Source organism: Melioribacteraceae bacterium (genome assembly GCA_019638015.1).
Taxonomy (GTDB): domain Bacteria; phylum Bacteroidota; class Ignavibacteria; order Ignavibacteriales; family Melioribacteraceae; genus JAHBUP01.
In genome coordinates this window covers 2,372,728-2,399,036 of the sequence record JAHBUP010000001.1, presented here as the reverse complement: position 1 = coordinate 2,399,036, position 26,309 = coordinate 2,372,728, and the positions used below count along the sequence as shown (strand labels likewise).

Below are 26,309 nucleotides of genomic sequence, written 5' to 3'. Positions count from 1 at the left end.
TTTCGTACAAATACATGATTGAAAATGAAATCGCTTAAGCAAATTAAAGAAAGATTAGAGCACAACCGATCCGAGCTAATGGATCGGTTTAATATTACTGAAATTGGAGTGTTCGGCTCTGTTGCCCGTAATGAGCAGACCGAATTTTCGGATTTAGATATTCTTGTTGAATTTGCAGAAGTCCCCGGTTTTCTAAAGTATATGGATTTAGAAATTTACCTCTCAAATTTACTCGGATTAAAAGTTGATCTGGTTATGAAAACCGCATTAAAACCGGGTATTAAAACTAATGTATTAAGTGAAGTGATTTATTTATGAAAAAAAGTTACCGGGATTTTATAGTTGATATTTTATATGCTATTGACCGGATTGAACATTTTACAATTGGCATGAATTCCGATGAATTTTATGAGGATGATAAGACTGTATATGCTGTAATTCGTGCTTTGGAAATTATTGGTGAAGCCGCTAAAAAAATACCTTTAGAGATTAAAGATACTTATCCAGACGTTCCTTGGAGGCAAATTAGCGGGATGAGAGATAAACTAATCCATGATTATTTTGGAGTTGATTCTAAAGTTGTTTGGATGACAATCAAATCTGACCTTCCATTTATAAAACCACTTTTTGAAAAGATTCTTGAGAATCTTTAATTCATTAACATAGTCTCATGGTTAAATCATTTATCGGTACAGCCGGCTGGTCGTATAAGGATTGGGTTCCTAATTTCTATCCCAAAACTCAAACCAAAGAATTTGACTGGCTTCAGTTTTATTCCCGCTACTTTAACTGTGTTGAGGTTAATGCCTCATATTATACTTACCTCAATCCCAAAATTGTGAATGGCTGGCTCGTAAAAATTGAGGATAATCCCAATTTCCTTTTTACAATTAAACTGCATCAAGATTTTACTCACAAGAAAATTTACACTAATGAGCAGATACAAGCCGTAAAGTATAATCTGGGTATTCTTAATAAAGAGGAACGACTCGGCGGATTATTAATTCAGTTCCCATATTCATTTGGATTTACTGGGACGAATATGGAATACATAAAAACATTAAATGAAATTTTTGATCAATCGGATAATTTTGTTGAGGTGCGCCATTCATCATGGAATAATAAAGATTCACTAAACTTTTTTACAATGAACAATTTAACATTGTGCACTATCGATCAGCCGCAGATTGGGCAATCGATTCCGTTTAAACCCGTAGTTACAAATGATAAACTATACCTTCGATTTCATGGAAGAAATGAGGAGGCGTGGAAAGCCTCAATAAATAATTTCGGCAGGCAGCAATCTTACGATCAGCAGAATGAGCGCTACAGTTATCTTTATTCCCCCGGTGAACTGCTAGAAATTGACCGGCAGATTAAAGAGGTATTAGATAAAGTCAAAAAGGTTTTCGTGATAATGAATAATCATCCCAGAGGAGACGCGGTCGCGAACGCTTTCGAGTTACTGCATCTCTTAAATGAAAGAATAAAAATTAAAATACCTTCCACTATTTTAAAAGCCTATCCACGCTTAGAAAAGATTAGCGTTGATTAGCATCATTCATCTAAAAGAAAAGATTGTGATTCAAAATATTATTTCGTATGATTTACTCAGAAATGTGCGGAGTACATCAAATAATATAATTTGCTCACTATTTTAACTACACTATGAAAACATATAAGTACCTATTATTGGCAATTGTACCGGTAATTGTGGGATTGCATTATGTTTTCCAGCTTTATAGTAAAATTGAAGAGAAATCAATTGATCTGGTAATTGAATTAAAACTTACAGCCATTGAGCAAATCGCGAATTCTATCGATACACAGTTTAAATTAATCAATTCCGATATTACTGACTTATCCAGTCGCAGCTCTGTTATAAATCTAAATGAAGAAGGCAAAAAAGAAATTGATGCTTATTACTCGGCTCATAGCGATTTTTTTGTATCGGTTACAAGGATAAACAAAGATGGCTTTATTACTTACAGTTCACCTTATAAAAATGTAATAGGCCGATTTGTAGGAAATCAAGCGCATAATAAATTATCGATGGAGACTCAAAAACCAGTTATAAGTGATGTGTTTATGGCTGTTCAAGGATTTTATGCTATTTCTTACACAATGCCGGTATTTAAAGAAAATAAATATGATGGCGCGGTTGCGGTTTTAATTCCAATATCTAAATTAGGAGAATTGCTTTTTCATTCATCAAAACTTAATGGGAACAGTCAGGCGTTTTTTATAAGTGAAAGCGGGGTTAATCTCTTTAGTACTTTTGATAAACAGCATATTGGTGAAAATTTTATAACAAAACCGAGTATTGATCCGGCTCTAATTCGAATTTACCAAAATATGCTGATGAAAAAATCGGGAACCGAAATATATTCCGGTTATACATCCCTTATCGAAAACGAAAAGGCAAAAAAGTGGATAACTTACAAACCAATTAACCTTGAAAATACATTTTGGTCTGTAGGAATTGTAATCTCCGAAAATGAAATACTTGGAAAAATAAGAGGTCTCAAAAGTGATACATTGATTATTATATTAATCTCATTATTCAGTTTTGCATTATTAATTGTGCTCTACATTTATTCAAGCAAAAAAGCTCAAAAAGAAATAAGAAAAAGGGATCAAAAATATACTGTTGTAACAGAGCAGACCGGACAGATTGTATATGAGTATGATGTTGAATCGGGGGAGGTGAACTGGAGCGGGGCTATTAACGAGGTAACCGGATTTGAGGAAACTGAATTCAAAAAAATAAATGTTACTGCGCTTACAAAACTTATTCATCCCGATGATCTCGAAATCTATTCTGATACTTTTAACAGCGCGCTCCCTCAAAATAAAAAACATACTTGGGAGTATAGAATAAAAACAAAAAATGGGAATTATGTTTTTATTGAAGATAATTGTTTGGCAACTGTGGAAGAGGGAACCGGACGATTAAAACATTTTGGAACGATGAAAAATATTACAAACAGAAAACGTGCGGAAGCGTTATTGATTCAAAATAAAGAAAATCTTGAACGGCTGGTAATTGAGAGAACTAAAAAATTGGAAGAACTTAATGAACAACTCCAAAAGGAAATTCAAAAGTTAAAAGAAACTGAAGAACAACTGATTATTCAAAAAGAAAAAGCTGAGGAATCAGATAAACTTAAAACTGAATTTTTAGCGCAAGTCTCTCATGAAATTAGAACTCCGCTCAATAATATTTTAAGTTTTGCCTCATTAATTCAAAGCGAGGCAAAAGGTAAGATTGAGGATGATCTTTTAGAAGGTTTTTATGTTGTGAATCATGCCGGCGCTAGAATTATCAGAACAGTCGACCTGATACTAAATATGTCGGAACTGCAAACTAAAAGTTATAAACCTATTATGACTGAGATTGATCTGATAACCGATATTATTATGCCCTTGTTAGCCGAATCGAAATTGTATGCCGAATCAAAAGGATTGACTCTCGATTTAAAAGTAAATGATTCGGCCAAAGAAGTACTCATTGTAAGAGACCGTTATTCGGTTGGACAAATATTCGCCAACTTAATTGATAACGCGATTAAGTACACAGAAAAAGGGGGAGTTACAGTAGAAGTGAGCCCCTACCATAGCGGTTCTATAAACGTGAAAGTTACTGATACGGGAATTGGTATTTCAAAAGAATATTTATCAGAACTGTTTGCACCATTTTCTCAAGAAGAGCAGGGCTACACAAGAAAATATGAAGGCAATGGCTTGGGGCTTGCGCTGGTTAAAAAGTACTGCGAAATTAATAACGCCGATATAAAAGTGGATAGTCAAAAAGGGAAAGGATCTACTTTTACCGTAACATTCAATTAGAATTATTAGTTGAACTAAAAAATCACACAACTTAAAAGAAAGAACAAACTATGTTACATGATAAAATAACAGTTGAAATTACTGTAGCCGCATCTGTTGAAAAGGTGTGGAATCTATGGACCAATCCAAAACATATTATTTATTGGAATAATGCCTCGGATGACTGGCATACACCTCGTGCCGAAAATGATTTAAAGCCGGGAGGCCGATTTTCATATAGAATGGAGGCGAAAGATGGAAGCTCTCAATTCGATTTCGAAGGAATTTATGATGAAGTTAAAACCTTTCAAATGATTTCATATACATTGGGTGATGGAAGAAAGGTTGAGATTATTTTTTCTGCGAATGAAGATGAAACAAAAATAGTTGAATCATTTCAACCCGAATCTACTCATTCACTTGAAATGCAGCAATTCGGCTGGCAGTCAATCTTGAATAATTTTAAAAACTATGCCGAAACATTCGACAAACTCGAAACATTATTCTTTCAAATAGAAATTAATGCCGAACGCAATAAAGTTTACACTACCATGCTCGATAAAAAAGGATTTTCTGAATGGACTTCAATATTTAATCCCTCTTCCCGTTTTGAGGGGAATTGGCAGAAGGATTCTAAGATTTTGTTTATCGGAACTAACCAGGAAGGTCAGACTGAAGGCATGGTTGCCATTATAGCCGAAAATATACCGGGTAAATTTGTTCACATAAAGTATAATGGGATTGTGATGGCGAATAAAGAAATTACTAGCGGCCCCGATATTGATGGATGGGCTGGCGGCTCTGAAAAATATTTTTTTGATGACCATAATGGCCATACATTGCTAAAAGTTGAAATGGACGCAAATCCTCAATTTAAATCCTACTTTATCGAGACTTATCCAAAAGCTTTGGAAAAGTTAAAATTGATTTGTGAATCGGTTGAGTAACTCATTTTATTTTAGAGCTAAAACTATTTTTATTCCCGTTACTTCACTTAATCTAATTATTAAAAAAGATTTTAGTTAGGAATATGCTCTCTATTCATCTTCATTCAAACTATTCTTTACTGCAGGGTACAATTCCTATTGATCAGATAATCTCCTTTGCAAAAGAGAATAATTGTACCTATGCCGCGTTAACTGATACGAACGCCATGTACGGATTACTTCAATTCGCCCAGCGCTCTGCTCAGAACGGAATAAAACCAATACTGGGCGCTCAAATTGATGACCCTCAAAACAAAAATTATTCGGCAATATTTTTAGCGAAAAACAATGAGGGATACTCCGAGCTGTGTAAACTTATCACCAGCCGGAAACTCAAAGAAGATTTTTCTCTGATTGATGCCGTTAAAAATAGTTCCGGCAATCTTTTTATTCTTATTTCTTCTTATGAATTATTGAAGTTTCTGCTGCCCATCAGCAATTCGAATATTTATGTGGAATTAATTTCAACCAAGAGACAGAAAAAAAATACCCGCGCATTGTATGAGTTTGCCCTTGAAAATAAATTGCCAATTGTTGCGACTCATCCCGCGTATTTTATAACACCGGAAGATCATCTTCTCCAAAAAGTAGTTACCGCAATTCGGCTCAACACAACGCTAAAAAATATCAGTGATGAAGACACTATTGATGAGGAGTGCTCGCTCGTAAAACCTGAAGTGCTGAAAAAAACCTGGCGCGCTTTTCCCGAAACACTTTGGAATGTAGAGCACATTGTTCAAAACTGTAATGTTAATCTGAAATTCGGCGAGCACAAATTTCCAAACTATCCTTTGCCTAATGGGGAAACCTCTTTCTCATATTTATGGAAAATCGCGTTTCGAGGACTCGAAGAAAAATATAAACCGATTACCGATAAAGCGGTTAAACGCCTTCAATACGAGCTCGAGGTAATTGACGAGCTTGGCTACTGCGATTATTTTTTAGTTGTTTGGGATATTGTGAGAGAATCGAAAAGCAGACAGATGATGTCGATCGGGCGGGGTTCGGCGGCAAATAGTTTAGTAGCTTACTGTCTCGGATTTACTCAAGTAGATCCGATTGAACAAAATTTATATTTCGAAAGATTTTTAAATAGAGGAAGAAAATCTCCTCCCGACGTGGATCTCGATTTCTCATGGCGCGAGCGTGATGAAATTGTAAAATATGTTTATGATAGATATGGTTACGATAAAGTGGCAATGATTTCTACTACCGTTACATTCAGAGCCCGTTCGGCGTTTCGTGAAGTAGCTAAAGTGTTCGGCATTTCTGAATCGGAGATAAATAAGTTCAGTAAATTTATTCCATGGACAAGTGCGCACAATCTTCCTCATCTTGCCGAAAAATTCCCGGAGGCTAAATCACTCCATTTCAAAGAGGAGCCATGGAAAAGTATAATTGATATCGCGTCAAAACTCGCGGGCTTTCCGCGCCATCTCAGCATTCATCCAAGCGGAATTATTGTCGCGCCGGAATCAATGACTAACTATGTGGCGCTGGAATATGCGAAAAACAAGGGGCTGGGATTGATTATAACTCAACCCGATATGTACCCGATTGAAGAATTCGGATTGGTAAAAATTGATTTGCTGAGCCAGCGCTCACTCGGTGTTTTACGCGACACTATGAAACGTATTAAAGGTAAAATGAAAGATGATAAACCGGTATCAACTCAAATCTTCAAGATTAATTAACACTAATTGTTCCCGATATAACCTTTAGCAATATTGATAAAAATTTACTGCGTTAGTGAATAGGGGGGACAACTTTAAGCTGTAGATATTTTTCAAATGGATCAAAATCTCTATCTCTATGAAGAAGCGTAAAGTCATTTCTTAGTTCGCAGTTTATCAAGATTTCCTTCCCAAGTTAACTGTCCTTTTAGCATTTTTAAGCGTTTCTGCTTTTTAACCTTAACTAAAAGTTTAAGTCCCTCTTCAACCACCTCTTTCTTCGTACTCAACCCGCTTGTTTTGATTGCAAGTTCCATTAATTTATCATCTATTACAATACTTATTCTCATATAATTACTCCATGTGTACAACCTATCAAAATATATGCACAAAAAAACTATTTCAAAATTTATCCCGCGTAAGCTTTCTTTAGTTTTTCTTTATCAAGAGTACTTACAATCGCGAATTCCTCTTCATGAATTTTTTCCACATCTCCGAAATATTTGTTCTCGGAACTGTCCTTCTGCATGAACGACATTGCGTCTTTAGCCGAAAGCACACGCAGTTTTTCTACAATTAAATTATTGCCGCTTTCCGGATCCGCTTTACCCTCTACAAGATAGGGCCCCATCGACATTGTAAGCTCGGCATACTTCTCATAAGTTTTTGGGAAAATCACCGCTTCAAATGTTCCGGTTAAATCTTCAAGTGAAAGGAATTTCATAATATCGCCTTTCCTTGTTTTAATCCTTTTGGAAGTCATAAACCATCCAATCATCTTTACATTTCTGCCCCCATATTTTTGAAGTTCCGCCGCTTTAACAATTCCCGGCCCCTCAATTATTTCATTGAAGAAATATAAAGGATGCCGGGTAACCATATAATCGAACGCCTCATATTCAGCCATGCAAATTTCCTCAATACTGAATTGCTTCGTTGTTTCAACTTCTTTTTCGAGCGCTAAAGTTTCATGAAAGAAAAGATCGGTATGGCTTTCGTCCAAAATTTTACGATGCCCGAAATAGATATCGAGCAAACGCAAAAGAGTGTGGCGTGTTTGACGCGTGCAGTCGAGAGCGCCGCATTTGATTAAAATTTCTGTTTGCTCATAACCGGTTTTTGTGCGTATTAAAAAATCGGCCAGTGAAACATAACAGCCCTGTTCTTTTCTTTCCGATTCAACTTTTTCAGCTGTCCTTTTTTCAAGATTCTTAATTGCCATAAATCCGATGCGTATTTCATTTTCATTTCCTTCATATTCATAAACGCTGTTGTTGACGCAGGGGAGTAAAATTTTAATTCCCATTCTTTTTGCTTCGTTGATATAAACTCCGGGGGCGTAAAATCCGCCGCTGTTGCTCAATACGGAAGCCATGAACTCGGCGGGGAAATGCACTTTGAGGAAAGCTACCTGAAATGATAGAAGCGCGAATGAAGCGCTGTGCGCTTTGCAGAACGCGTATCCTGCGAACGATTCAACCTGATGCCAGAGCTCATCGCTTATTTTTTTTGTAAATCCCTTGTTCCGGCATGAAAGAAAAAACTTCTCCTGAATTTTAGCCATCGCCTCGCGCGATCTTAATTTACCGCTCATTGCCCGCCTTAAAAGATCGGCTTCCTCTAAAGTCATTCCCACAATATGATGAACTACCTTTATTACATCTTCCTGATAAATCATAACGCCGTAGGTCTCGCCGAGATAAGTTTCCATTTCGGGGAGGAGATATTTGCGACGCTTCGGGTCTTTATGGCGCGCGATAAATTCCTGCATCATTCCGCTTTCGGCTACTCCGGGACGGATAACCGAGCTCGCGGCGGTCAGCATTTCGAATGTATCGCAATTCAGTTTTTTGAGCAGTGAGCGCATTCCGGGGGATTCAATATAGAAACAGCCGATTGTATCTCCTTCACGGATAATTTTCTTTGTGGGTTCATCGGCAAATATCATATGGAAATCATAAATATCGAACCCGATCTTATCTTTATCGCGTGAAACCGCCTCATAAATTTTATGACTTACCGCCTCAGTCCCCCTTACCGGAGAAATTCGGTAGTTTTTCATATCGATCAAAACAGTGTTGCTATTTATTTTTCTATTATCCATATTAGAGGTGTACAATTGTTTACTATATTATAAGGTTTTGTTTGCTAAAAGGCAAGAAAAGGATGTTGTTATTCCGAATCCCCGCTTTGGCGGGGTGCCTGTCCGCCCTATTTATGGCGGAAGAAATCGGAAGACAGTTTAGAGTGTTGAGTGATGAGTATAGAGTTGAAAACGGCGAGCTCAGGCATACTTTTCAAAGGCGGTCAAGCCTGCCCGCCGTTTCTTTACCCGCCCTGTTGATTGACGGGTGTGGCGGGAACCATTTCTTGACCGAATCAGGGAGATAGAAAAGATTTCTCAGTCGTTCCAATGAAAGAGGAATCAACTCCTTCGAAATGACAGGATTGGTTGTCATTCCGTAACATATTAATACAGAAATTAAAGTGGCTAAACCTGCAGGTCTGGCAGGAAGGTAACTATTATCAACGTACTATATTTTATTATGAGAACAATATTTCATCTCGATCTTGACGCATTCTTTGTTTCGGTAGAGAGAATCCTCGACCCGAAACTTGAAGGTAAACCGGTGATTGTCGGCGGGGATCCTCATGGACGTGGAGTAGTTACCGCCTGTTCCTACGAAGCCCGTGAATATGGCCTTCATTCGGCAATGCCCATTAGAACCGCCTATAAACTTTGCCCTCATGGAATCTACCTCCACGGGCATCATAAAGAGTACACCCGCTTTTCAAAATCTGTAAAAGCAATATTGCAGGATTATGCCCCGGTTTTAGAGCAGGCTTCAATCGATGAGTTTTATATGGATTTCAGCGGCTGCAGAAATATCTACGGCTCACTTTTTATGTTCGCTTCAAAAATTCAGAAAGAGATTAAAGAAAAAACCGGATTACCCTGCTCAATAGGAATCGGCTCAAATAAAACTATCGCCAAAATTGGGTCCGATTGCATGAAACCAAATGGAATTACCTATGTTTTGCCCGGAATGGAAAAGGAATTTTTAGCTCCTATGCCTGTTCAAACAATCCCCGGTGTTGGTAAGGTTACACTAAAATCACTAAACTCTAAAGGATTTTATAAAATTGGGGATATTACTAAAGTCTCAGCCGATTATTTTACCGCGGCTTATGGTAAATATGGACTCGATTTGTGGAAAAAAGCTAACGGAGAGGGGAACACAATATTTTATGTAGAATATGAAAGAAAAAATATTTCCCGCGAAACTACATTTGATTCAGATAAAGTTGATAAAAAAGAATTGGAAAATATATTATTTAATTTGATCGGGAAGGCGTGCCAATCCATGCGTAATAAAGGTTGGCAGGCTGAGACTATAAGCATTAAACTTAGATATACCGATTTTAACACACTCACTCGGGCTAAAACAATTCAAGCTACCGATGACGATAAGGAGGTTTTTGAAACCGCCGTAAAACTTTTACGCAAAGCATATACCCGCCGGGTGGGAATTCGTTTGATCGGAATCCATCTCTCAAAGTTTATAGAATATAGCGAGCAGGAGTTTCTTTTTGATGATGAGAAGGTCGCAAGGAAGAAAATGCTTCATGCGGTTCAAAAAATTAGAGATAAATATGGGTACTCTTCTATTAGAGTAGGTGCTGTTTAAGAGATTTTTATACTTTTTTCCCCTGTTAATAAATAAAACCAAATTTTTAATACTAAAAAATTATAATCTCACTTAAAATAAACACTTGATATATACAAATTATAATTCTAAATTAATCACCGCGTCATGAAAGGGGTTTCATGACTAGAAACTAACAGTTAAATAAAATGGAGGGAACAATGAAAATTGTCCGAATGAGCAAACTCGAAAATAGTAACGGAAAAACTCAAGCCTATTTTGATATTCAAACTTCTGATGGAATTGTACTCAAAGGATTCAGAATTGTAAGCGGAACTAATGGACTTTTTGTATCTGCGCCAAATGAAAAGGGGAAAGATGGCAAGTATTATGACACAATCGTTCTCCCCAAAGAAATGAAAGAGGAACTTCAGAAAACCGCACTTGAGGAATTTGAAAATTCTTAAAACTTCTAAATTATAGTTTCCCTAGATTGGAAAAATTGATTCTACCGGATTAGAGCGATCTTCATAAAATTGAATATGTTCTTAAAAGCTGATCAAAAAAGATCAGCTTTTTTAATTTTAAATATTATCGTAATTTGAACCAGAAAATCTGAAAATAATAAGGAATGAGCTGAAATGAGTTCTAATAATTACTTAGCTAAAGATGACCGGTATGAAAAAATGCAATATAGAAGATGCGGACGAAGCGGAATAAAATTACCCGCGATATCACTTGGATTGTGGCATAATTTCGGGGGAGTTGATATTTATGAAAATTACCGCGCTGTTTTAAGAAGAGCGTTCGATCTCGGTATTACTCATTTCGATTTGGCAAATAATTACGGCCCTCCGGCTGGTTCAGCCGAAGAAAATTTTGGAAGAATATTAAAGCAAGATTTTCATTCATATCGCGATGAACTTATTATTTCAACTAAAGCCGGTTATTGGATGTGGAATGGTCCATACGGTGAATGGGGCTCAAGAAAATACCTCCTCTCAAGTTTAGATCAGAGCTTAAAACGGATGAATCTCGATTATGTTGACATATTTTATTCTCACCGGTTCGATCCGGAAACCCCCCTTGAAGAAACCATGGGAGCATTGGCTTCAGCTATTAACCAGGGCAAAGCACTTTATGTGGGGGTCTCAAATTATTCCGCAGAAATGACGGCAAAAGCTTCACAATTACTCAAGGAGATGGGAATCCATTGTTTAATCCACCAACCAAAGTACTCAATGTTCGAACGCTGGGTTGAAGGGGGATTATTAGATATTCTTTCAAATGAAGGAATTGGATGTATTCCATTTTCACCTCTTGCGCAAGGATTATTAACCGACAGATACTTAAAAGGTGTACCGGAAGGTTCCCGCGCTTCTAAAGCTCATGGTTTCCTAAAATCACATGATATAACCGAACATAAAGTAAGTATTATAAAGAAGTTAAACGAAATAGCTGAGGTCAGAAATCAGTCGTTAGCTCAAATGGCAATTGCCTGGTTGTTGAAAGATGAGAGGATAACTTCGGTTTTAATTGGAGCAAGTTCTATATCTCAACTTGATAATAATGTGGCAAGTTTGAATAATCTTGGATTCACCGGATCAGAGCTTGGGAGCATAGAGAGGATTCTATCAGATTATAAGTAATTTTACAGATTTATAGACTCAGCCGTATCGATAAAGATTTCATTGTACTCGCCAACAAAGCGGGCCATCAATTCGGCGGATTTGAATTTCAAGAGTTCCACCACGTCAATGTCAAAATTGATTTGTTTATCCCAGAAACAATCCCCAACATGAAATTCTTGTGTCATCGAATCGGCAAGATGAACTATTGAACTCAATACTTTATGCTTTGCTGATGAGGAGGGGAGATGATGATGTTCGATTGCTTCTGAGATACTCTCAGGGAGTTTCCACTTCAAGCTTAATTCTTTTCCGATAAAATCATGACCGACACCCAAAATTTCTTTCTCGGCGTCAAAGAATTTTCTCCCATTTTTAGAAGCGTCAATAATTGCCACATATTCGTTAGGAAAGTATTGAGCGATAATCTGCATTCCAACGTCATGAAGCATCCCGGCTAAAAATGCTTCCCCCGAAAGATCAGAAAACCCAAGTCTGATTGAAATATCCTTTGCCGCGGCTCCAACTACCATAGAGTGTTTCCAATAGTCAAGATAGTTGAAATTTTCATTCGAACTGAATTTGAGGGAATCGGATAATGAAACGGCAGTCACAATCCGCTGAATCTCATCTGTTCCCATTATCATTAATGCGAACTCAATTGAAGTGACTTTTCTCTGAAGTCCATACAATGGAGAATTTGCTACAGCTACAACTTTCGTGGTTAAACCCTGATCTCGACTTATTAATTTGCCCAGTTTAACCATATTCCCCGGATCCGAACTTAAATGATGGTTTACCTCTAAAATAATTTTCGGAATTGATATGAGGTTTTTGAGTGACTCAATCTTTTTTAAGGTTCGTGCTGCCGGGTTTTCTGCTGAAATCATTTATAGATTCTTTGTTTTATTCCGAATTGAACATAAAAATATATTATGAAAATAAAAAATCTTTTTGAATGGCGCATCATCATTTAATAAAATGTTTAATAGTGCAGTTAAGTTAGAGCTTATCGTAATAGTGATATCTAGCACGTTGGGGGAGTTGAATTCATTGTCTGTGTCCGATTATTCAACAAATAGTAAAAATCATCGAAAATAATATTGAATTTCTCCTTTCCTGTTGCCATGTTTAAATAGAGGAAAGAATTAAAATGTTTTTAATCTGTTTTTTTAGATCGAGAGGTATAAGTGATCATTATTCAATTAATTTACAATCTCTCTGTCTTAGTTGCGCTGAGCGTTTTTTCCGTTTTTATTGAAACTAGATTTAAGCGGAACGAACTCAGTGGAAAACTGCTGCAAGGTATCCTCTTTGGCTTAACCACAATTATCGGTATGATCTACCCATTCAAGTTTGCCGAAGGAATTATTTTTGACGGCAGATCCATAGTGATAAGTTTATGTACTCTCTTTTTTGGTCCTCTCTCCGGTATAATCTCAGCTCTAATGGCCGCTATTTATAGAATCTCGATTGGAGGCGGTGGTTTGTTGATGGGCGTTTTTGTAATAATTGAATCATTTTTAGTTGGTTATTTCTTTTATAAAGTAAAAAATAAAGATCCCGAACAGCGTTTTACAAAAATTAAACTCTATCAAATGGGGTTGATTGTCCATGCTTTCATGCTCTTACTTGTTATTTTGCTCCCATCCAAAAATATAATGGATACATACAAAGCAATTTCCTTCACAGTGCTCGGAATTTATCCCCTTGTAACAGTACTAATTGGAAGAATTTTATTAGATCATGAAGAAAATGTAACATCACTTAAAAAATTGACTGAGAGTGAAAGAAAGTATCAGCTGCTAACCGAAGTTGCACCCGTTGGAATTTTTAGAACCGATATTAATGGGAAAACTACATATGTAAATAAAAGGTGGAGTGAAATTTCCTCATTAAGTTTTGAGGAGGCTCTTCAAGATAATTGGATGCAAGCAGTTCATCCGGATGATAAAAAATTTATATCTGCCGATTTTGAAAAAGCACTTAAAGAAAAAAGAGTGGCTCAAAACGAATACCGCTTTGTAAGAAAAGATGGATCTATCGCCTGGGTACTGGGCAAGGCGGTACCTCAATTAGATTCGGATGGACAAATAGTTGGGCACATCGGAACTATCACCGATATAACAGAAAGTAAAAATGCGGCTCGGGTAATAGCTCAAAGTGAAAGAAATTATAGGGAAATTTTTAACTCAACCGGCGAGGCAATATTTATTCATGAAGCAAATACTGGCAAAATACTTGACGTTAATAATGCTATGCTGAAAATGTATGGCTACGATTCGAAAGAGGAAGTGATAAATGGAAATATTGGGGATTTGAGTGCCGATGAGGCTATGTACAACGAAGATGTTGCTCAGGGATATATTAAAAAAACTAATGAAGTTGACCGGCTGATATTCGAGTGGTACGCCCGAAGGAAAAATGGCCAAAAGTTCTGGGTCGAAATATCACTCCAAAAAACTGAAATTGGGGGTAAAGGAAGAGTTCTCGCCGTTGCCCGAGATATTAATGAAAGAAAGAACTCTGAAGACGCTCTTAGAAAAAGCGAAGAACGTTTTAGAAATTTGTTTGAAAATAATCTCGCGGTTATGATGCTTATTGATCCGGATGACCAATCTATAATTGATGCCAATAAAGCTGCCGAAAAATTTTATGGCTGGAGTATTTCAGAATTAAAGAAAATGAAAGTAAACCAGATTAATACACTCTCCTCCGGCGAGATTGATCTCGAGATAAATAAAGCTCGTAGGTTGGGGAGATTTCATTTTGAATTTAAACACCGCCTAGCCGATGGTTCAGTTCGGGATGTTGAAATATTTTCCAGCAAAATTGTGATTGAAGGTAAGGACTATCTTTATACTATTGTTCATGATATTACCGACAAAAAATCTATGGAGCAGAAAAATTTATTGCTCAGCCGCGTTATTGAGCAGAGCAGTATAAGCGTTATTATTACTAACCCGGAAGCTCAAATCGAATATGTGAATAAAGGATTGATTGAGAAAACCGGTTATTCACTTGAAGAATTGCTTGGGCAAAATCCAAGAATATTAAATTCTGGTCAAAATCCGGCTAAACTTTATCAAGAAATGTGGAAAGCTCTTCTTTCAGGTAATGAATGGATTGGCGAACTTCTTAATAAAACTAAAAATGGTGATCTCTATTGGGAAAAAAATACAATATTCCCGATTGTAAATAAGGAGGGGGTTATCACTCATTTTGTCGGCCTCAAGGAGGATATCACTGAAAAGAAAAATATGCTCGATGACTTAATTGCCGCTAAAGATAGGGCCGAACACTCTGAACGCCTTAAATCAGAATTTTTATCACAAATGTCTCATGAAATCAGATCACCTCTAAATGTCACTCTCAATTTTGCCAATCTATTAAAAGATGAACTCGAAAATCAACTAAACGATCAGCAGTTAGATTATTTTGAGAATATCGAAACTGCCGGTAAAAGACTTATGCGGACGGTTGACTTAATATTAAATTCTTCTGAGATGCAGGTTGGAACTTATGAACCGATCTGGACTGAATTCGATATAATCAGTGATATTTTGCTCTCGACCAAAAGCGAATATCAAAATTTAGCATCAAAAAAGAATCTTGAATTGAAGTATGAGAGCAATGTTCCTAACGCAATTATTAGAGCCGATAAATATAGTGTTTATCAGATATTTGTAAATCTTATTGATAACGCTATAAAATACACCAACAAAGGGAGTATCGCTATAAAAGTTGAACCTGCTCTCGATAATAAAATTAAAATAACTTTGGAAGATACCGGTATCGGTATGTCGCAAGAATATGTTGAGAATCTATTCACCCCATTTATGCAGGAAGATAGAGGTTACTCGCGCCGCTTCGACGGTAATGGCTTGGGTTTAGCTTTAGTTAAAAAATATTGCGACTTAAATAATGCTAAAATTGAAGTCGAATCTAAAAAAGATGTAGGTACAAAATTTAGTGTATATTTTGAACTCAAATCTGACTGGTTTTAGCAATACAAACAAATAAATTAAACTAACAGCTAATTGCTAATTGCTAATAGCTAAAAGCTAAGAACTAACTAAATCACTCTACTTTACATACAGGCTAACTATGGAAACTAAACCTAATATTCTAATAATTGAAGATGATGAACTAAATCAGCAGTTATATATGCTTCTGCTTACTGCTAAATATAATTTGACTCTCTGCAAAAACTCAGTAGAGTTTGATGAAGTAATCCAAGACTCAAATTTTGATCTTTTTCTTGTTGATATTACTCTTCAAGGTTTGAAAAATGGGCTTGAATTAATAGGTGAAATCAGATCGATGAGCCGGTACGAATCCACACCAATCATTGTGGTTACTGCCAATGCATTTAAAGTAGATGAAGTTGCAGCTTATTCGGCAGGTGCATCAATCTTTATCCGAAAACCATTTGTAAATAAGGAGCTCCGATCAGCAATTGAAAACTCATTAAATATTGGATCTAATAACACTTAGCGTTTTCAACAGCTCACTATTACGTTTTCACCGGTTGTTATTTTTAGAAACAACAATCAACCATTCATTACTATCAATTATGGCATCCCTATATCACAATGCCATGACCATGAATAACTCCTTTACTATCCCACTTGGCTATTTGCTTCGCCGCATTGGTTGTCACTTACTTCGCGTTATTAGTCGTAATTGCAATGAATAACTATGAATAACAATAAATGACTATGAATGACTTCTTTTCTATCCCACTGAGCAATGACCTCATTCCTATCCCACAGTGCAATGACCACCTCTCTACATCCATCAATTACAAATTGTCAATAATAAATTATAAATTGCATCTAACTAATTATTCATTATCATTTGGTTAATCATGAATATTGCTATAGTAGGCGGGGGAATAATCGGACTGGCAACAGCTTATAAAGCTCAAGAGAAATATCCGCAGGCAAAAATTATTTTATTTGAAAAAGAGGATGAGGTTGGTCTTCATCAGTCAAGCAGAAACTCCGGTGTGCTTCATTGCGGCTTGTACTATAAACCTGGTTCACTAAAAGCAAAACTTGCGGTTAGTGGAATTAGGCAAATGACTAAATTCTGCTTAGATCATAACCTACCACACGATATCTGCGGTAAGATTGTTGTTGCTACCGATGAGAGGGAAATTAGTCTCATGCGTGATCTGGCTAAACGTGGAGAGGAAAATGGGTTATCCGGATTAAAAATTTTAGATAAAAGTGAGATTCTAAAAAGAGAACCATTCGTTAATGCACTGAAAGCTCTATTAGTCCCTCAAGAAGGAATAGTTGATTATAAAGAAGTGATGAATAAATTGGCTTCGATAATAGAATCGAAAGAGGGGGTGATTAAAACCGGAGCTGTTATTTTGGGCTCTGTTGAAAAGAATAATAAAGTTATCCTAAAAACCGCTGAGGGGGAAATTGAGTTTGATCATATTTATTACTGTTCGGGATTATTCTCCGACCGGCTTTATGAAAAAGTGACAGGTAAATCCAGTCCGGTTAAAATTATTCCATTTAGAGGTGATTATTATAAAATAAAAAGTGATCGTGATGCTCTTGTCAATCATCTAATTTATCCGGTGCCCGATCCTAAATATCCCTTCTTGGGAGTTCATTTTACTCGCCTAATGAAAGGTGGAAGAGAAGTGGGACCAAATGCGGTTTTAGCTTTCAAAAGAGAAGGATATAGCTTCACCGATTTTTCTTTGAAAGATACTCTAGATACTCTCTCTTATGGGGGATTTCAGAAATTTATAATTAATAATTTCTCATTTACATTAAGCGAACTGATCAGTTCACTTTCTAAGAGTAAATTTTTAGCCAAAGCTAAAAAGATGATTCCGGATGTTGAGTTAGATGATTTAGAAAAGGGAACCTCTGGTGTAAGAGCTCAAGCAATTGATAAAAGCGGTAAACTGGTTATGGATTTTATAATTGAAAAGCGGGGAAGGGAAACATTTCTTCTGAACGCTCCATCACCGGGCGCTACAGCTTCACTAGCAATCGCAGATTATTTAATTAGTAATTAGTCAGTCAGAAAAAAGTTATATTGTCTTAGGCAGTATCAGAATTTGTAATTGAATTTAATTTTGCCAAAAGATAAATAAATTAAAAATGATTGCATCTGTTCATCGCAGCTGCTTTTTTCTTAATTCGGTTGCATGGATCAATAAAAATCTCCTCTGCTACATCAAAATAATGCAGCTGATTGTATTTCTTGCCTTAACCTCAAATATTTTTTCTCAATTTGACTACTATTCACTTGATCAAGGATTATCTCAAGCCAATGTAAGATCCATTCTTCAAGATAGGAATGGATTTTTATGGATGGGTACTCAAGATGGATTAAACAGATTTGACGGCTATCAGTTCACAAAATTTCGAAAAGAATTAAGTGATTCCAACTCCCTCCCCGGAAATTATATCTCATGTCTATGGGAAGATCAAAGTGGATTAATCTTGATTGGAACAATAAATGGTGCGGCTATCTATGATCCTGAACTTAATAAGTTTACCAGAATTGTTGTAAAGAAAGAAAATAAAACTATTTCGCTGGGTGCTGTCTCCTCATTTATAAAAGCTAAGGATAAATCATTTTGGATAGGAACCTATTATTCCGGTGTTTTTCGAATAAAAAATAATACTGTTACACACTTTATTAACAACCTCTCGGATCAAAATTCAATTGGTGATAACTTTGTGACCTCACTAAATGAGGATCATCTTGGTAATATATGGATTGGAACATTTGGTAAGGGGCTGAACAAATATAATATTACAACTAAGAAAATAGAAAGCCTTACTCTGCGTGATGATAATTTTACCTCAAAAACTATAAATGCACTCACCCCGTTTGGTGATAAATATCTGCTAATAGCTACAACTAATGGACTTGGCCTTCTCGATATAAAATCAAATCGTTACGAGTTGAACCGGATCAACGGAATTAAAAATAATATTTTAACGGTCTACTGCGATCGTAAGAATAATATTTGGACTTCAATTGAAGGAGAGGGGGTTTATTTATTTGATTACAAAAACAAAGCATTTTTAAAGAAGCGGTTCGAAATAAAAAATGACCCGCTTGAAGAGGAAAGAAATATTTGGGCTATTTATGAAGATACTAATTCAAATCTATGGTTGGGTACCTCAACCAACGGTCTGATAAAATGGAAAAATAGAAAAAATGCTTTTTATTCTTATTCAAAAAAGAACTCAGATAATTTCCTTAGCAATTATTCTATCCGGGCCATATTAGTTGATAAAAGTAAAAATATCTGGATTGGAACTGATAACGGTCTCAATAAAATTAATTCAGATAATAACTTTGTTCAATCATACTACTACAAACCCAATGATGAAACTTCAATTAGCGATAATAAAATATGGGCTCTTGCTGAAGATAATTTTGGGAATATTTGGGTTGGTACTCAAAGGGGACTGGCATTATACGATAAGCAAAATGACAAATTCAAAAGATTTATTCACAGGTTGAATACAAATGAGCCGAATCCCGTTTTCCCAATAAGATCTTTTTTCGTCGATGATAATAATACTCTATGGTTTGGAACATTTGGCGCAGGTCTGTTTAGTTTTAAGCTAACTACAAATAAATTTGATAGCCATTCTCTTTCAATTATCCCAAATCCCGAGGCAAAAAAAGAAGTTGTCATTTTTCAAATTACCTCAGATAAAAATAATAATCTTTGGCTGGCTTCAGCCTCCGGACTTGCAGAGTATCACCCAAAAACTAAATTATATAAAAGATATTTCTCCGGTTCTCTAAACGATTTCACAAAAATGCAATCCGTTCACTATTCTATATTAATAGAAAATGATTCAACCTTTTGGCTGGGTACGCTGGGGGATGGATTAATCAAATTTAACCCTGGATCAAATCAATTTACTATGTTTAATGATAAGAAGGGCTTGCCCAATAATACTATTTACGGCATCTTAAAAGACCGGCAAAATAATCTTTGGCTTTCAACAAATTATGGGATTTCAAAATTTAATAGTCAAAGCGAGACTTTCAAAAATTATGATAAGAATGATGGGATATCTTCGGATGAGTTCAACACCGGGGCCTTTAGCAAAGACTCCGAAGGAAATATCTATTTTGGTGGAATCGAAGGATTGTCTTTCTTTAATCCTGATAGTGTTGATGAAAGGGCTCAAAAAGCAAAATTAGCTCTCTCCAGTTTTAATATATTCGATAAGCCTCTTTCTCCTGGCAAAGTTTATTTCGATGCTCAAACTATAAAGTTAGAATACTGGCAAAATTTTTTCTCCTTTGAATTTACCGCTCTTGATCTTACTTCACCAATGAAAAATGAGTATGCATATCAACTCAAGGGCTATGATAAACAATGGATCTATTCGGGTAAAAGAAGATATGCCGCATATACTAATGTTGAGCCAGGGTACTATACTCTTCACCTGAAAGGAACAAACAGCGACCGAATCTGGAATGAGGCGGGAATTACTATAAATATTGAAATTACACCCCCATATTGGCAAACTATCTGGTTTCGAATAATCATTTTTATCTTTTCTGTTCTATTTGTTCTACTGATACTTAACAAACGATCAGTAAAAACTAAAAGAGATAAAGATCGTCAGCAGAACTATACCCGGCAATTGATTGAGTCTCAAGAAAATGAAAGAAAAAGAATTGCTTCTGAACTGCATGATGGAGTGGGACAAAATCTTGTGATAATCAAAAATAGAGCGATGCTTGGTCTAAACAATCATCCGGCACTGAGAGAACAAATGGAAGAAATACTCAATATATCCTCACAAACTATTAATGATGTTAGAACAATTGCATATAATCTGCGCCCCTATCAATTAGGAAAAATTGGTTTAACAAAAGCCGTTGAAGGGGTGATAAAGCAAGTTATTCAAACTTCTAATTTTGTGTTTGAATATTCTTTAGACATAATTGATAATTCTGTTTCAGTAGAAAATGAAATTCATGTCTACAGAATAGTTCAAGAATGCTTAAGCAATGGACTCAGACACTCAGAAGCAAAAAAGGTTAAACTAGATATTAAATTAGAAAACGATAGAATTATTATTAATTATAAAGATGATGGAATAGGGTTTGATTTCGATACTCAAAAAGAAAATCCGTCTGGACTTGGATTTACAAGTTTGACCCATAGAGTTAAGTTACTATCTGGTACATTAAATGTCGAATCAGCCTCCGGTACCGGTACTAAAATTTTAATCTCATTTCCGATAAAAAAAGAGGAGAATAAATGATTAGTGTGATTATTGCTGATGATCACCCGATTTTTTTAATGGGATTAAGGCAAGTATTAGAGACTGATAAAACTATAAAAATTATTGAGCAGGGTCAAAGTGGTGATGAAGCCTTAAATAAAATAATAAAACTACAACCGGATGTAGCAATTCTCGATTTAGATATGCCCGGTATTAATGGTTTTGAAATTGCTAGAGAACTCAATAAAAAAAATATCAGATCAAAAATAATTTTCTTAACGATGCATAGCGCAAATGATCTTTTATCCGAAGCTCTCAAATTAAATGTGATGGGCTATGTATTAAAAGAAACAGCACTCATCGACATAATTAAAGGACTTCATAAAGTTCATTCAGGTGAACATTATATAAGTGCGGCTCTATCTGAAGAACTAATCAGCCATTCAAATTTTCGGGGGAACCCGAGTAATTCACAATTATTGCTACAAAAGTTAACTCCAACCGAAATGAGAATTATGTCCCTAATCGCTCAACAAAAAACCACAAAAGACATTGCCGAAATGTTGTTTATTAGTTATAGGACGGTTGAAAAACACCGCTCCAACATCTGCGAAAAACTTAACCTTAAGGGGAACAACTCATTGCTGAAGTATGCGATAGAAAACAAAGAATTCTTTTAACCCCACTATAATTTTCGTCATAAATAAGTGTTGGCACGTATTTAATTAGGTGCCGCTACTTATTTTCAATTACTCCCCTTTAGCCTACTATGGATGTGGCATTAGAGATAATTATGAAAATTTTAATTGTTGATGATAACAGCCATATGCGCCTTATGATAAAATCCTTATTCACCCAGAGCCAGAGTGAGTTCTTTGAATGTGACGATGGGCTAAATTCGATTGAAATGTGCGAGCAGCATAATCCCGATTATGTTTTAATGGATTTTAAGATGAAATATGTTGATGGCATTACTGCCACAAAAAATATCAAGAAAAAATTTCCTCATATAAAAATAATAATGGTTTCAAATTATTCAGATGAGGATTTATCCCATGAGGCTAAATGTGCCGGGGCTGAGTTCCTTTTGCCAAAAGAAGATCTCTACCTACTTCCGAACTACTTTATTGAAAAATTAGTTTAGTAAATAAATCAGGGGATGCTATGAAAACCCTTTTTATCTCCCTCACACTTTTGCTTTCAGCTCAAACATTTTCTCGCAATGGATTATTCAAAATAGTCCTACTACTGCTTCTCTTCAGGATGTTCATTTTGAAAGCTCTGATCTTGGATGGGCTGTGGGAGGAAGCGATTTTTTTCCACAATCTTCGGTAATATTAATTACTACCGATGCCGGAAGCAATTGGTCTGCTCAGGTTAGTCCCGTTACCAGACAGTTGAATGCAGTTTCATTTGTAAGTTCCTCAAAAGGATGGGCAGTTGGAAACGGAGGTAAAATTATTGTCACCGCCAATGGTGGAGTTAATTGGAGCGAACAAGTTAGCGGTACTGCTAATGATCTATTTGATTTATTTTTCTTCAATAACCTAAAAGGTTGGGCTGTTGGTGATGGAGGGAAAATATTATTGACTACTGATGGCGGCTTGATTTGGCAGAGCCGCAATAGTGGAACAACTGATCCATTGTGGAGCGTTTGGTTTAGTGATGAGAATACCGGATGGGCTGTCGGGGGAAATATTGCTTTCGGGAATTCAAGAATATTAAAGACTACAAATGGAGGTAATAACTGGACTGCCCAATCTGAACCGACGGGAAAGATGTTCTCCGATCTTTCCTTTGCAGATGCAAATACCGGCTGGGCTGTTTCTGAAACCGGGACTCTAATCAATACCATAAATGGTGGAGCTAATTGGGCCACTCAAAACAGCGGTACAGCGGTTGAATGGTTATATGCTGTTTATGCAATTAGCAATCAATCGGCATGGGTAGGAGGGGGTGGTGGATATCTAGCATCAACAATAAACGGCGGATCTGATTGGACTCAGAGTAATAGCGGGATAACTCAAGCAATTAGAGGATTATATTTTGTTGATGCAAACTCTGGCTGGGCTGTCGGAGATGAGGGAAAAATATTAAAATATACCCCGGCTTCACTCGTTCTTACATCTCCCAATGGTGAACAGTCCTGGAAGTCTGGTACTAATCAAAATATAACCTGGAATAGTAACGGGATTGCGAATATTAAAATTGAATATTCAGCCGATAACGGTACAAACTGGAATCTTGTAACTGCCAGCACTCCGGCTGCCAGTGGAAATTATATTTGGACTGTGCCAAATAATCCCACAACTCAAGCTAAAGTAAGAATTAGCAACACGGCTAATCTGGGAATGAATGATATCAGCGATAATGTTTTCACTATTTACACTCCGAGCATAAGAGTGCTATCACCTAATGGTGGGGAAAAACTGAAAATTGGTTCTCAAACTAATATTACTTGGATAAGCACAGGAATCTCCAAAGTTGTTTTGAAGTTTAGAACATCAGAGATGCCCCAGGATACTTGGAATATAATTAGTACTGTTAATGCTGATCTTGGATTATATAGTTGGACTATCCCGAATAAGCAATCAAAACAATGTTTATTGCGAATTGAGGATGAAGATGATAATTCTGTATCAGATCAAAGCGATGCTTTCTTTGAAATTTTTGGTAATCCGATTGCAGATTTTTCAGTAAATAAACTTAATCCTAATTGTAACGAGCAGATTATTTTTGATGCTTCATCATCTTCTCATTCAGATCCCGACCATGGTATTGTTAAATATGAATGGGATTTTAATGTTGCTCAAGCTGCTTTCCCGAATCAGGATACCTCTCAAATAAAAAATAATTTTGCAGCTGAAACCCTTGGGATTATTGTAAATCATTCATATCCTGCTGGGGCGTTTTATCCTGTATTAAAAATTACAGATGATCAGGGTAAGATTGTCTTTAGCTGGGGTAAAAAAATTGTTGCTAATCCACTTGTTGAGTTGGTAGTCGGGTCTAAACCTGCGCTAAATTTTATACAAGGAAATCCAAACCCTCTTCCAAAAGAAAATTTCCCCGTTGGAGAATTTGTGATCACTCCTCTTTGCGATGGCGGAGAATTAGATGAGATCACCATTTCATTAAGCGGTAATACTGGAAATCTTACCGGCCCTCTTCCTTTCAGACTTTATGCTAGTGAGACAAATATATTTGAAGATGCTCAAGCAATCGGTTCAGATGCTGGTGAACTATTAGGAAAAGTTAAATTTACCGGGCTTGCCGAACCGATATTAAATGCAAAGTATTTTTGGCTCACTGCAGACTTAAGTGCAGCTTTTAGCGGATTACTAAAAGGGGCAATAAATCAAAAGGAGGATTTAACTTTTAATAATGGTGGAACTGTTTCTGGATCCTCTCAATTCGGGGCGCTCGATCGGGTCACAATTGATCTACAATTACCAAATGGAGGGGAAACTTGGGCCGTTGGATCAAATCAAAATATCACTTGGAATAGTAGTGGTATCGAAAAAGTTAAACTGGAATTTAGTAATGATAATGGGGCTAGCTGGGTTTTAATTGAAAATAATGTAGCCGGAAACCTAAGTGCCTATCTTTGGACTATACCAAACTCACCATCGCTAAATTGTAAAGTTAGAATTAGCGATGCTGCCAATAATCTAATAAGTGACGAGAGCCAAAATAAATTTAAGATCACAAAAGAAGAAATTAATATACTTGCTCCAAATGGGGGAGAAAATTGGCTGGTTAGCAATCAATATGAAATTAAATGGGACCCCGCCTCAGTAGCTAATGTTAAGATTGAATATTCTCACGATGATGGAATTACATGGGCAGTGATAGTAGAAAATATTGCATCGGTACCATCGAGTTACAACTGGACTCCAATTAACCCAACTTCAAAAAAATGTTTAGTGAGGATTGTTGATGCTAATAATGGAGCAATTTATGGAATAAGTAAAAATAATTTTATTATATCAGTGCCCCCGGTATCTTCCTACTCAATAAACTCTAACTCACTGTTTTGTAATGAACAAGTTTCTTATGATGCATCAGGAAGTTATCATCCCTCTCCAATATTTAATATTGTGAGATATGATTGGGATTTTAATCACCCGGAAGCTGGCAAGCCGGTTCCCGACCTATCTGAAATCGAGAAAAACTTTGTAAGTGATAGAGGGGGAGCTGACGACAAAATATTTATTCATTTATTCTCTCCGGGTATTTATAATACCGTTTTAAGAGTTTTAGATGACGCCGGTAATTATGCTTATTCATGGAAAAAAATTGAGATAAAAACAAAAGTCTCATTTTACCCGGGAAGTGATGCATCACTAAATTACATGCAGAAAAAACCTGAGGCTATCCCCATTAATAACCATCCCCTCGGCATATTTAAAATAGTTGATGAGTGTGATAATACTATTCTGGAGGAAATAACCTTAAAAATTATCGGCAATTTTGGTCAGTTGTTGGGTGCTTTTCCATTTAGACTCTACTCTAGTAATGTAAATAATTTTATTGGTGCTGCTGAAATTGGAGTGGACGCTGCTTTAGTTGGTGATAAAGTTAAACTTACTAATTTAAATGATATAATAAATGTGGAGAAGTATTACTGGATTACAGCTGACCTGAATATGGCTGATCCACAACTGCTGAGGGCTGAGTTTGAAAATGCCAACAATATAAAACTAAATAATAATGGAGTTATATCTAATAATAAACTTGGGTTTTTAGATAAAGCTTCAATCATTACCATAATTGCTCCGAATGGAGGCGAGGTTATTAATTCCGGGAAGAATTATTTTATTAGGTGGAATAGCACAAATGTAGATTATGTTAAGATTGAATATTCACTAGATAATGGTTTTTCATGGATTACAATTACAAATTCAACGGCGGCTTCAGCCGAAAATTATCTCTGGCAGCCTCCGTTTAATTCAACTACTCAAGCGCTTATAAAAATTACCGATACATCAAATAATTCAATATTTGACCAGAGTGATAACTCATTTACGATTCAAATTCGTAGCCTAAATTTAACCTCCCCTAATGGAGGAGAAAATTGGAAAGTAGGTACAACTCAAAATATAGCTTGGGTAAGTCAGAATCTAGATTTAATAAATCTCGAATATTCAATTGATAATAAAATACAATGGACTACCATTATCTCATCAATCCCGGCTAATTCCGGTAGTTACAACTGGGTTGTCCCAAATCAGGAGAGTGATCTGGTATTTATTCGAGTCTCTGATGCCTCCGATCTTAATTTATTTGATATAAACGA

18 protein-coding genes and 1 pseudogene are annotated in these 26,309 nt (G+C 36.2%); 16 read left to right on the top strand and 3 right to left on the bottom strand.

Going from position 1 to position 26,309, the window contains the following annotated elements; all coding sequences use genetic code 11:
- Positions 1-24: 24 nt before the first annotated feature.
- From KF816_10275 to KF816_10250, 6 genes are all read left to right on the top strand, one after another.
- Positions 25-318, top strand: coding sequence for a nucleotidyltransferase family protein (locus KF816_10275; protein ID MBX3008400.1), 294 nt, complete (start codon positions 25-27; stop codon positions 316-318).
- Entirely contained in the window at positions 315-653 is a 339-nt protein-coding gene (locus tag KF816_10270; GenBank protein MBX3008399.1) for a DUF86 domain-containing protein, read from the top strand. Before KF816_10275 ends, KF816_10270 begins: the two co-directional genes overlap by 4 nt.
- Positions 654-670: 17 nt before the next feature.
- A complete protein-coding gene (locus KF816_10265; protein ID MBX3008398.1) occupies positions 671-1,555 on the top strand; it encodes a DUF72 domain-containing protein in 885 nt (294 codons plus the stop codon).
- Between the two features lie 113 nt (positions 1,556-1,668).
- Complete coding sequence (locus KF816_10260) at positions 1,669-3,849, top strand: PAS domain-containing protein (GenBank protein ID MBX3008397.1); 2,181 nt, start codon at positions 1,669-1,671, stop codon at positions 3,847-3,849.
- Between the two features lie 50 nt (positions 3,850-3,899).
- Entirely contained in the window at positions 3,900-4,775 is an 876-nt protein-coding gene (locus tag KF816_10255) for an SRPBCC family protein (protein ID MBX3008396.1), read from the top strand.
- Positions 4,776-4,858: 83 nt separating this feature from the next.
- Positions 4,859-6,508, top strand: coding sequence for a DNA polymerase III subunit alpha (locus tag KF816_10250; GenBank protein ID MBX3008395.1), 1,650 nt, complete (start codon positions 4,859-4,861; stop codon positions 6,506-6,508).
- A 134-nt stretch (positions 6,509-6,642) separates the two neighbouring features.
- Here the strand turns inward: KF816_10250 and KF816_10245 are convergent, their stop codons facing one another.
- Positions 6,643-6,837: a type II toxin-antitoxin system VapB family antitoxin gene (locus tag KF816_10245; protein ID MBX3008394.1), complete on the bottom strand. Its 195-nt coding sequence runs from the start codon at positions 6,835-6,837 to the stop codon at positions 6,643-6,645.
- A 59-nt stretch (positions 6,838-6,896) separates the two neighbouring features.
- Positions 6,897-8,549: a hypothetical protein gene (locus KF816_10240; protein ID MBX3008393.1), complete on the bottom strand. Its 1,653-nt coding sequence runs from the start codon at positions 8,547-8,549 to the stop codon at positions 6,897-6,899.
- Positions 8,550-9,033: 484 nt separating this feature from the next.
- Between KF816_10240 and dinB the strand changes: the two genes are divergently transcribed.
- The 3 genes from dinB to mgrA all read left to right on the top strand — a co-directional run bounded on the left by dinB (position 9,034) and on the right by mgrA (position 11,783).
- Positions 9,034-10,176, top strand: a complete 1,143-nt coding sequence (gene dinB / locus KF816_10235) for a DNA polymerase IV (GenBank protein ID MBX3008392.1) — start codon at positions 9,034-9,036, stop codon at positions 10,174-10,176.
- Positions 10,177-10,355: 179 nt separating this feature from the next.
- Complete coding sequence (locus KF816_10230) at positions 10,356-10,601, top strand: septation protein SpoVG family protein (GenBank protein ID MBX3008391.1); 246 nt, start codon at positions 10,356-10,358, stop codon at positions 10,599-10,601.
- A gap of 174 nt (positions 10,602-10,775) precedes the next feature.
- Positions 10,776-11,783, top strand: coding sequence for an L-glyceraldehyde 3-phosphate reductase (gene mgrA, locus KF816_10225; protein MBX3008390.1), 1,008 nt, complete (start codon positions 10,776-10,778; stop codon positions 11,781-11,783).
- Between the two features lie 2 nt (positions 11,784-11,785).
- On the opposite strand, the gene KF816_10220 is transcribed toward mgrA, so the two are convergent.
- Positions 11,786-12,652 (bottom strand): HDOD domain-containing protein, encoded by an 867-nt coding sequence (locus KF816_10220; GenBank protein ID MBX3008389.1) that lies wholly within the window; start codon positions 12,650-12,652, stop codon positions 11,786-11,788.
- Positions 12,653-12,952: 300 nt separating this feature from the next.
- On the opposite strand from KF816_10220, the gene KF816_10215 reads away from it, so the two are divergent.
- From KF816_10215 to KF816_10185, 7 genes and pseudogenes are all read left to right on the top strand, one after another.
- The gene (locus KF816_10215; protein MBX3008388.1) at positions 12,953-15,769 is read left to right on the top strand and encodes a PAS domain S-box protein; all 2,817 of its coding nucleotides are present in this window, start codon (positions 12,953-12,955) and stop codon (positions 15,767-15,769) included.
- A gap of 100 nt (positions 15,770-15,869) precedes the next feature.
- A complete protein-coding gene (locus KF816_10210) occupies positions 15,870-16,259 on the top strand; it encodes a response regulator (GenBank protein ID MBX3008387.1) in 390 nt (129 codons plus the stop codon).
- A gap of 373 nt (positions 16,260-16,632) precedes the next feature.
- A complete protein-coding gene (gene lhgO / locus KF816_10205) occupies positions 16,633-17,811 on the top strand; it encodes an L-2-hydroxyglutarate oxidase (GenBank protein MBX3008386.1) in 1,179 nt (392 codons plus the stop codon).
- A gap of 85 nt (positions 17,812-17,896) precedes the next feature.
- Complete coding sequence (locus tag KF816_10200; GenBank protein ID MBX3008385.1) at positions 17,897-21,049, top strand: hypothetical protein; 3,153 nt, start codon at positions 17,897-17,899, stop codon at positions 21,047-21,049.
- The gene (locus tag KF816_10195) at positions 21,046-21,690 is read left to right on the top strand and encodes a response regulator transcription factor (protein ID MBX3008384.1); all 645 of its coding nucleotides are present in this window, start codon (positions 21,046-21,048) and stop codon (positions 21,688-21,690) included. The genes KF816_10200 and KF816_10195 overlap by 4 nt, the downstream gene beginning before the upstream one ends.
- A gap of 113 nt (positions 21,691-21,803) precedes the next feature.
- Entirely contained in the window at positions 21,804-22,154 is a 351-nt protein-coding gene (locus KF816_10190) for a response regulator (GenBank protein ID MBX3008383.1), read from the top strand.
- A gap of 7 nt (positions 22,155-22,161) precedes the next feature.
- A pseudogene (locus KF816_10185) lies at positions 22,162-22,506 on the top strand (hypothetical protein).
- Positions 22,507-26,309: the final 3,803 nt, after the last annotated feature.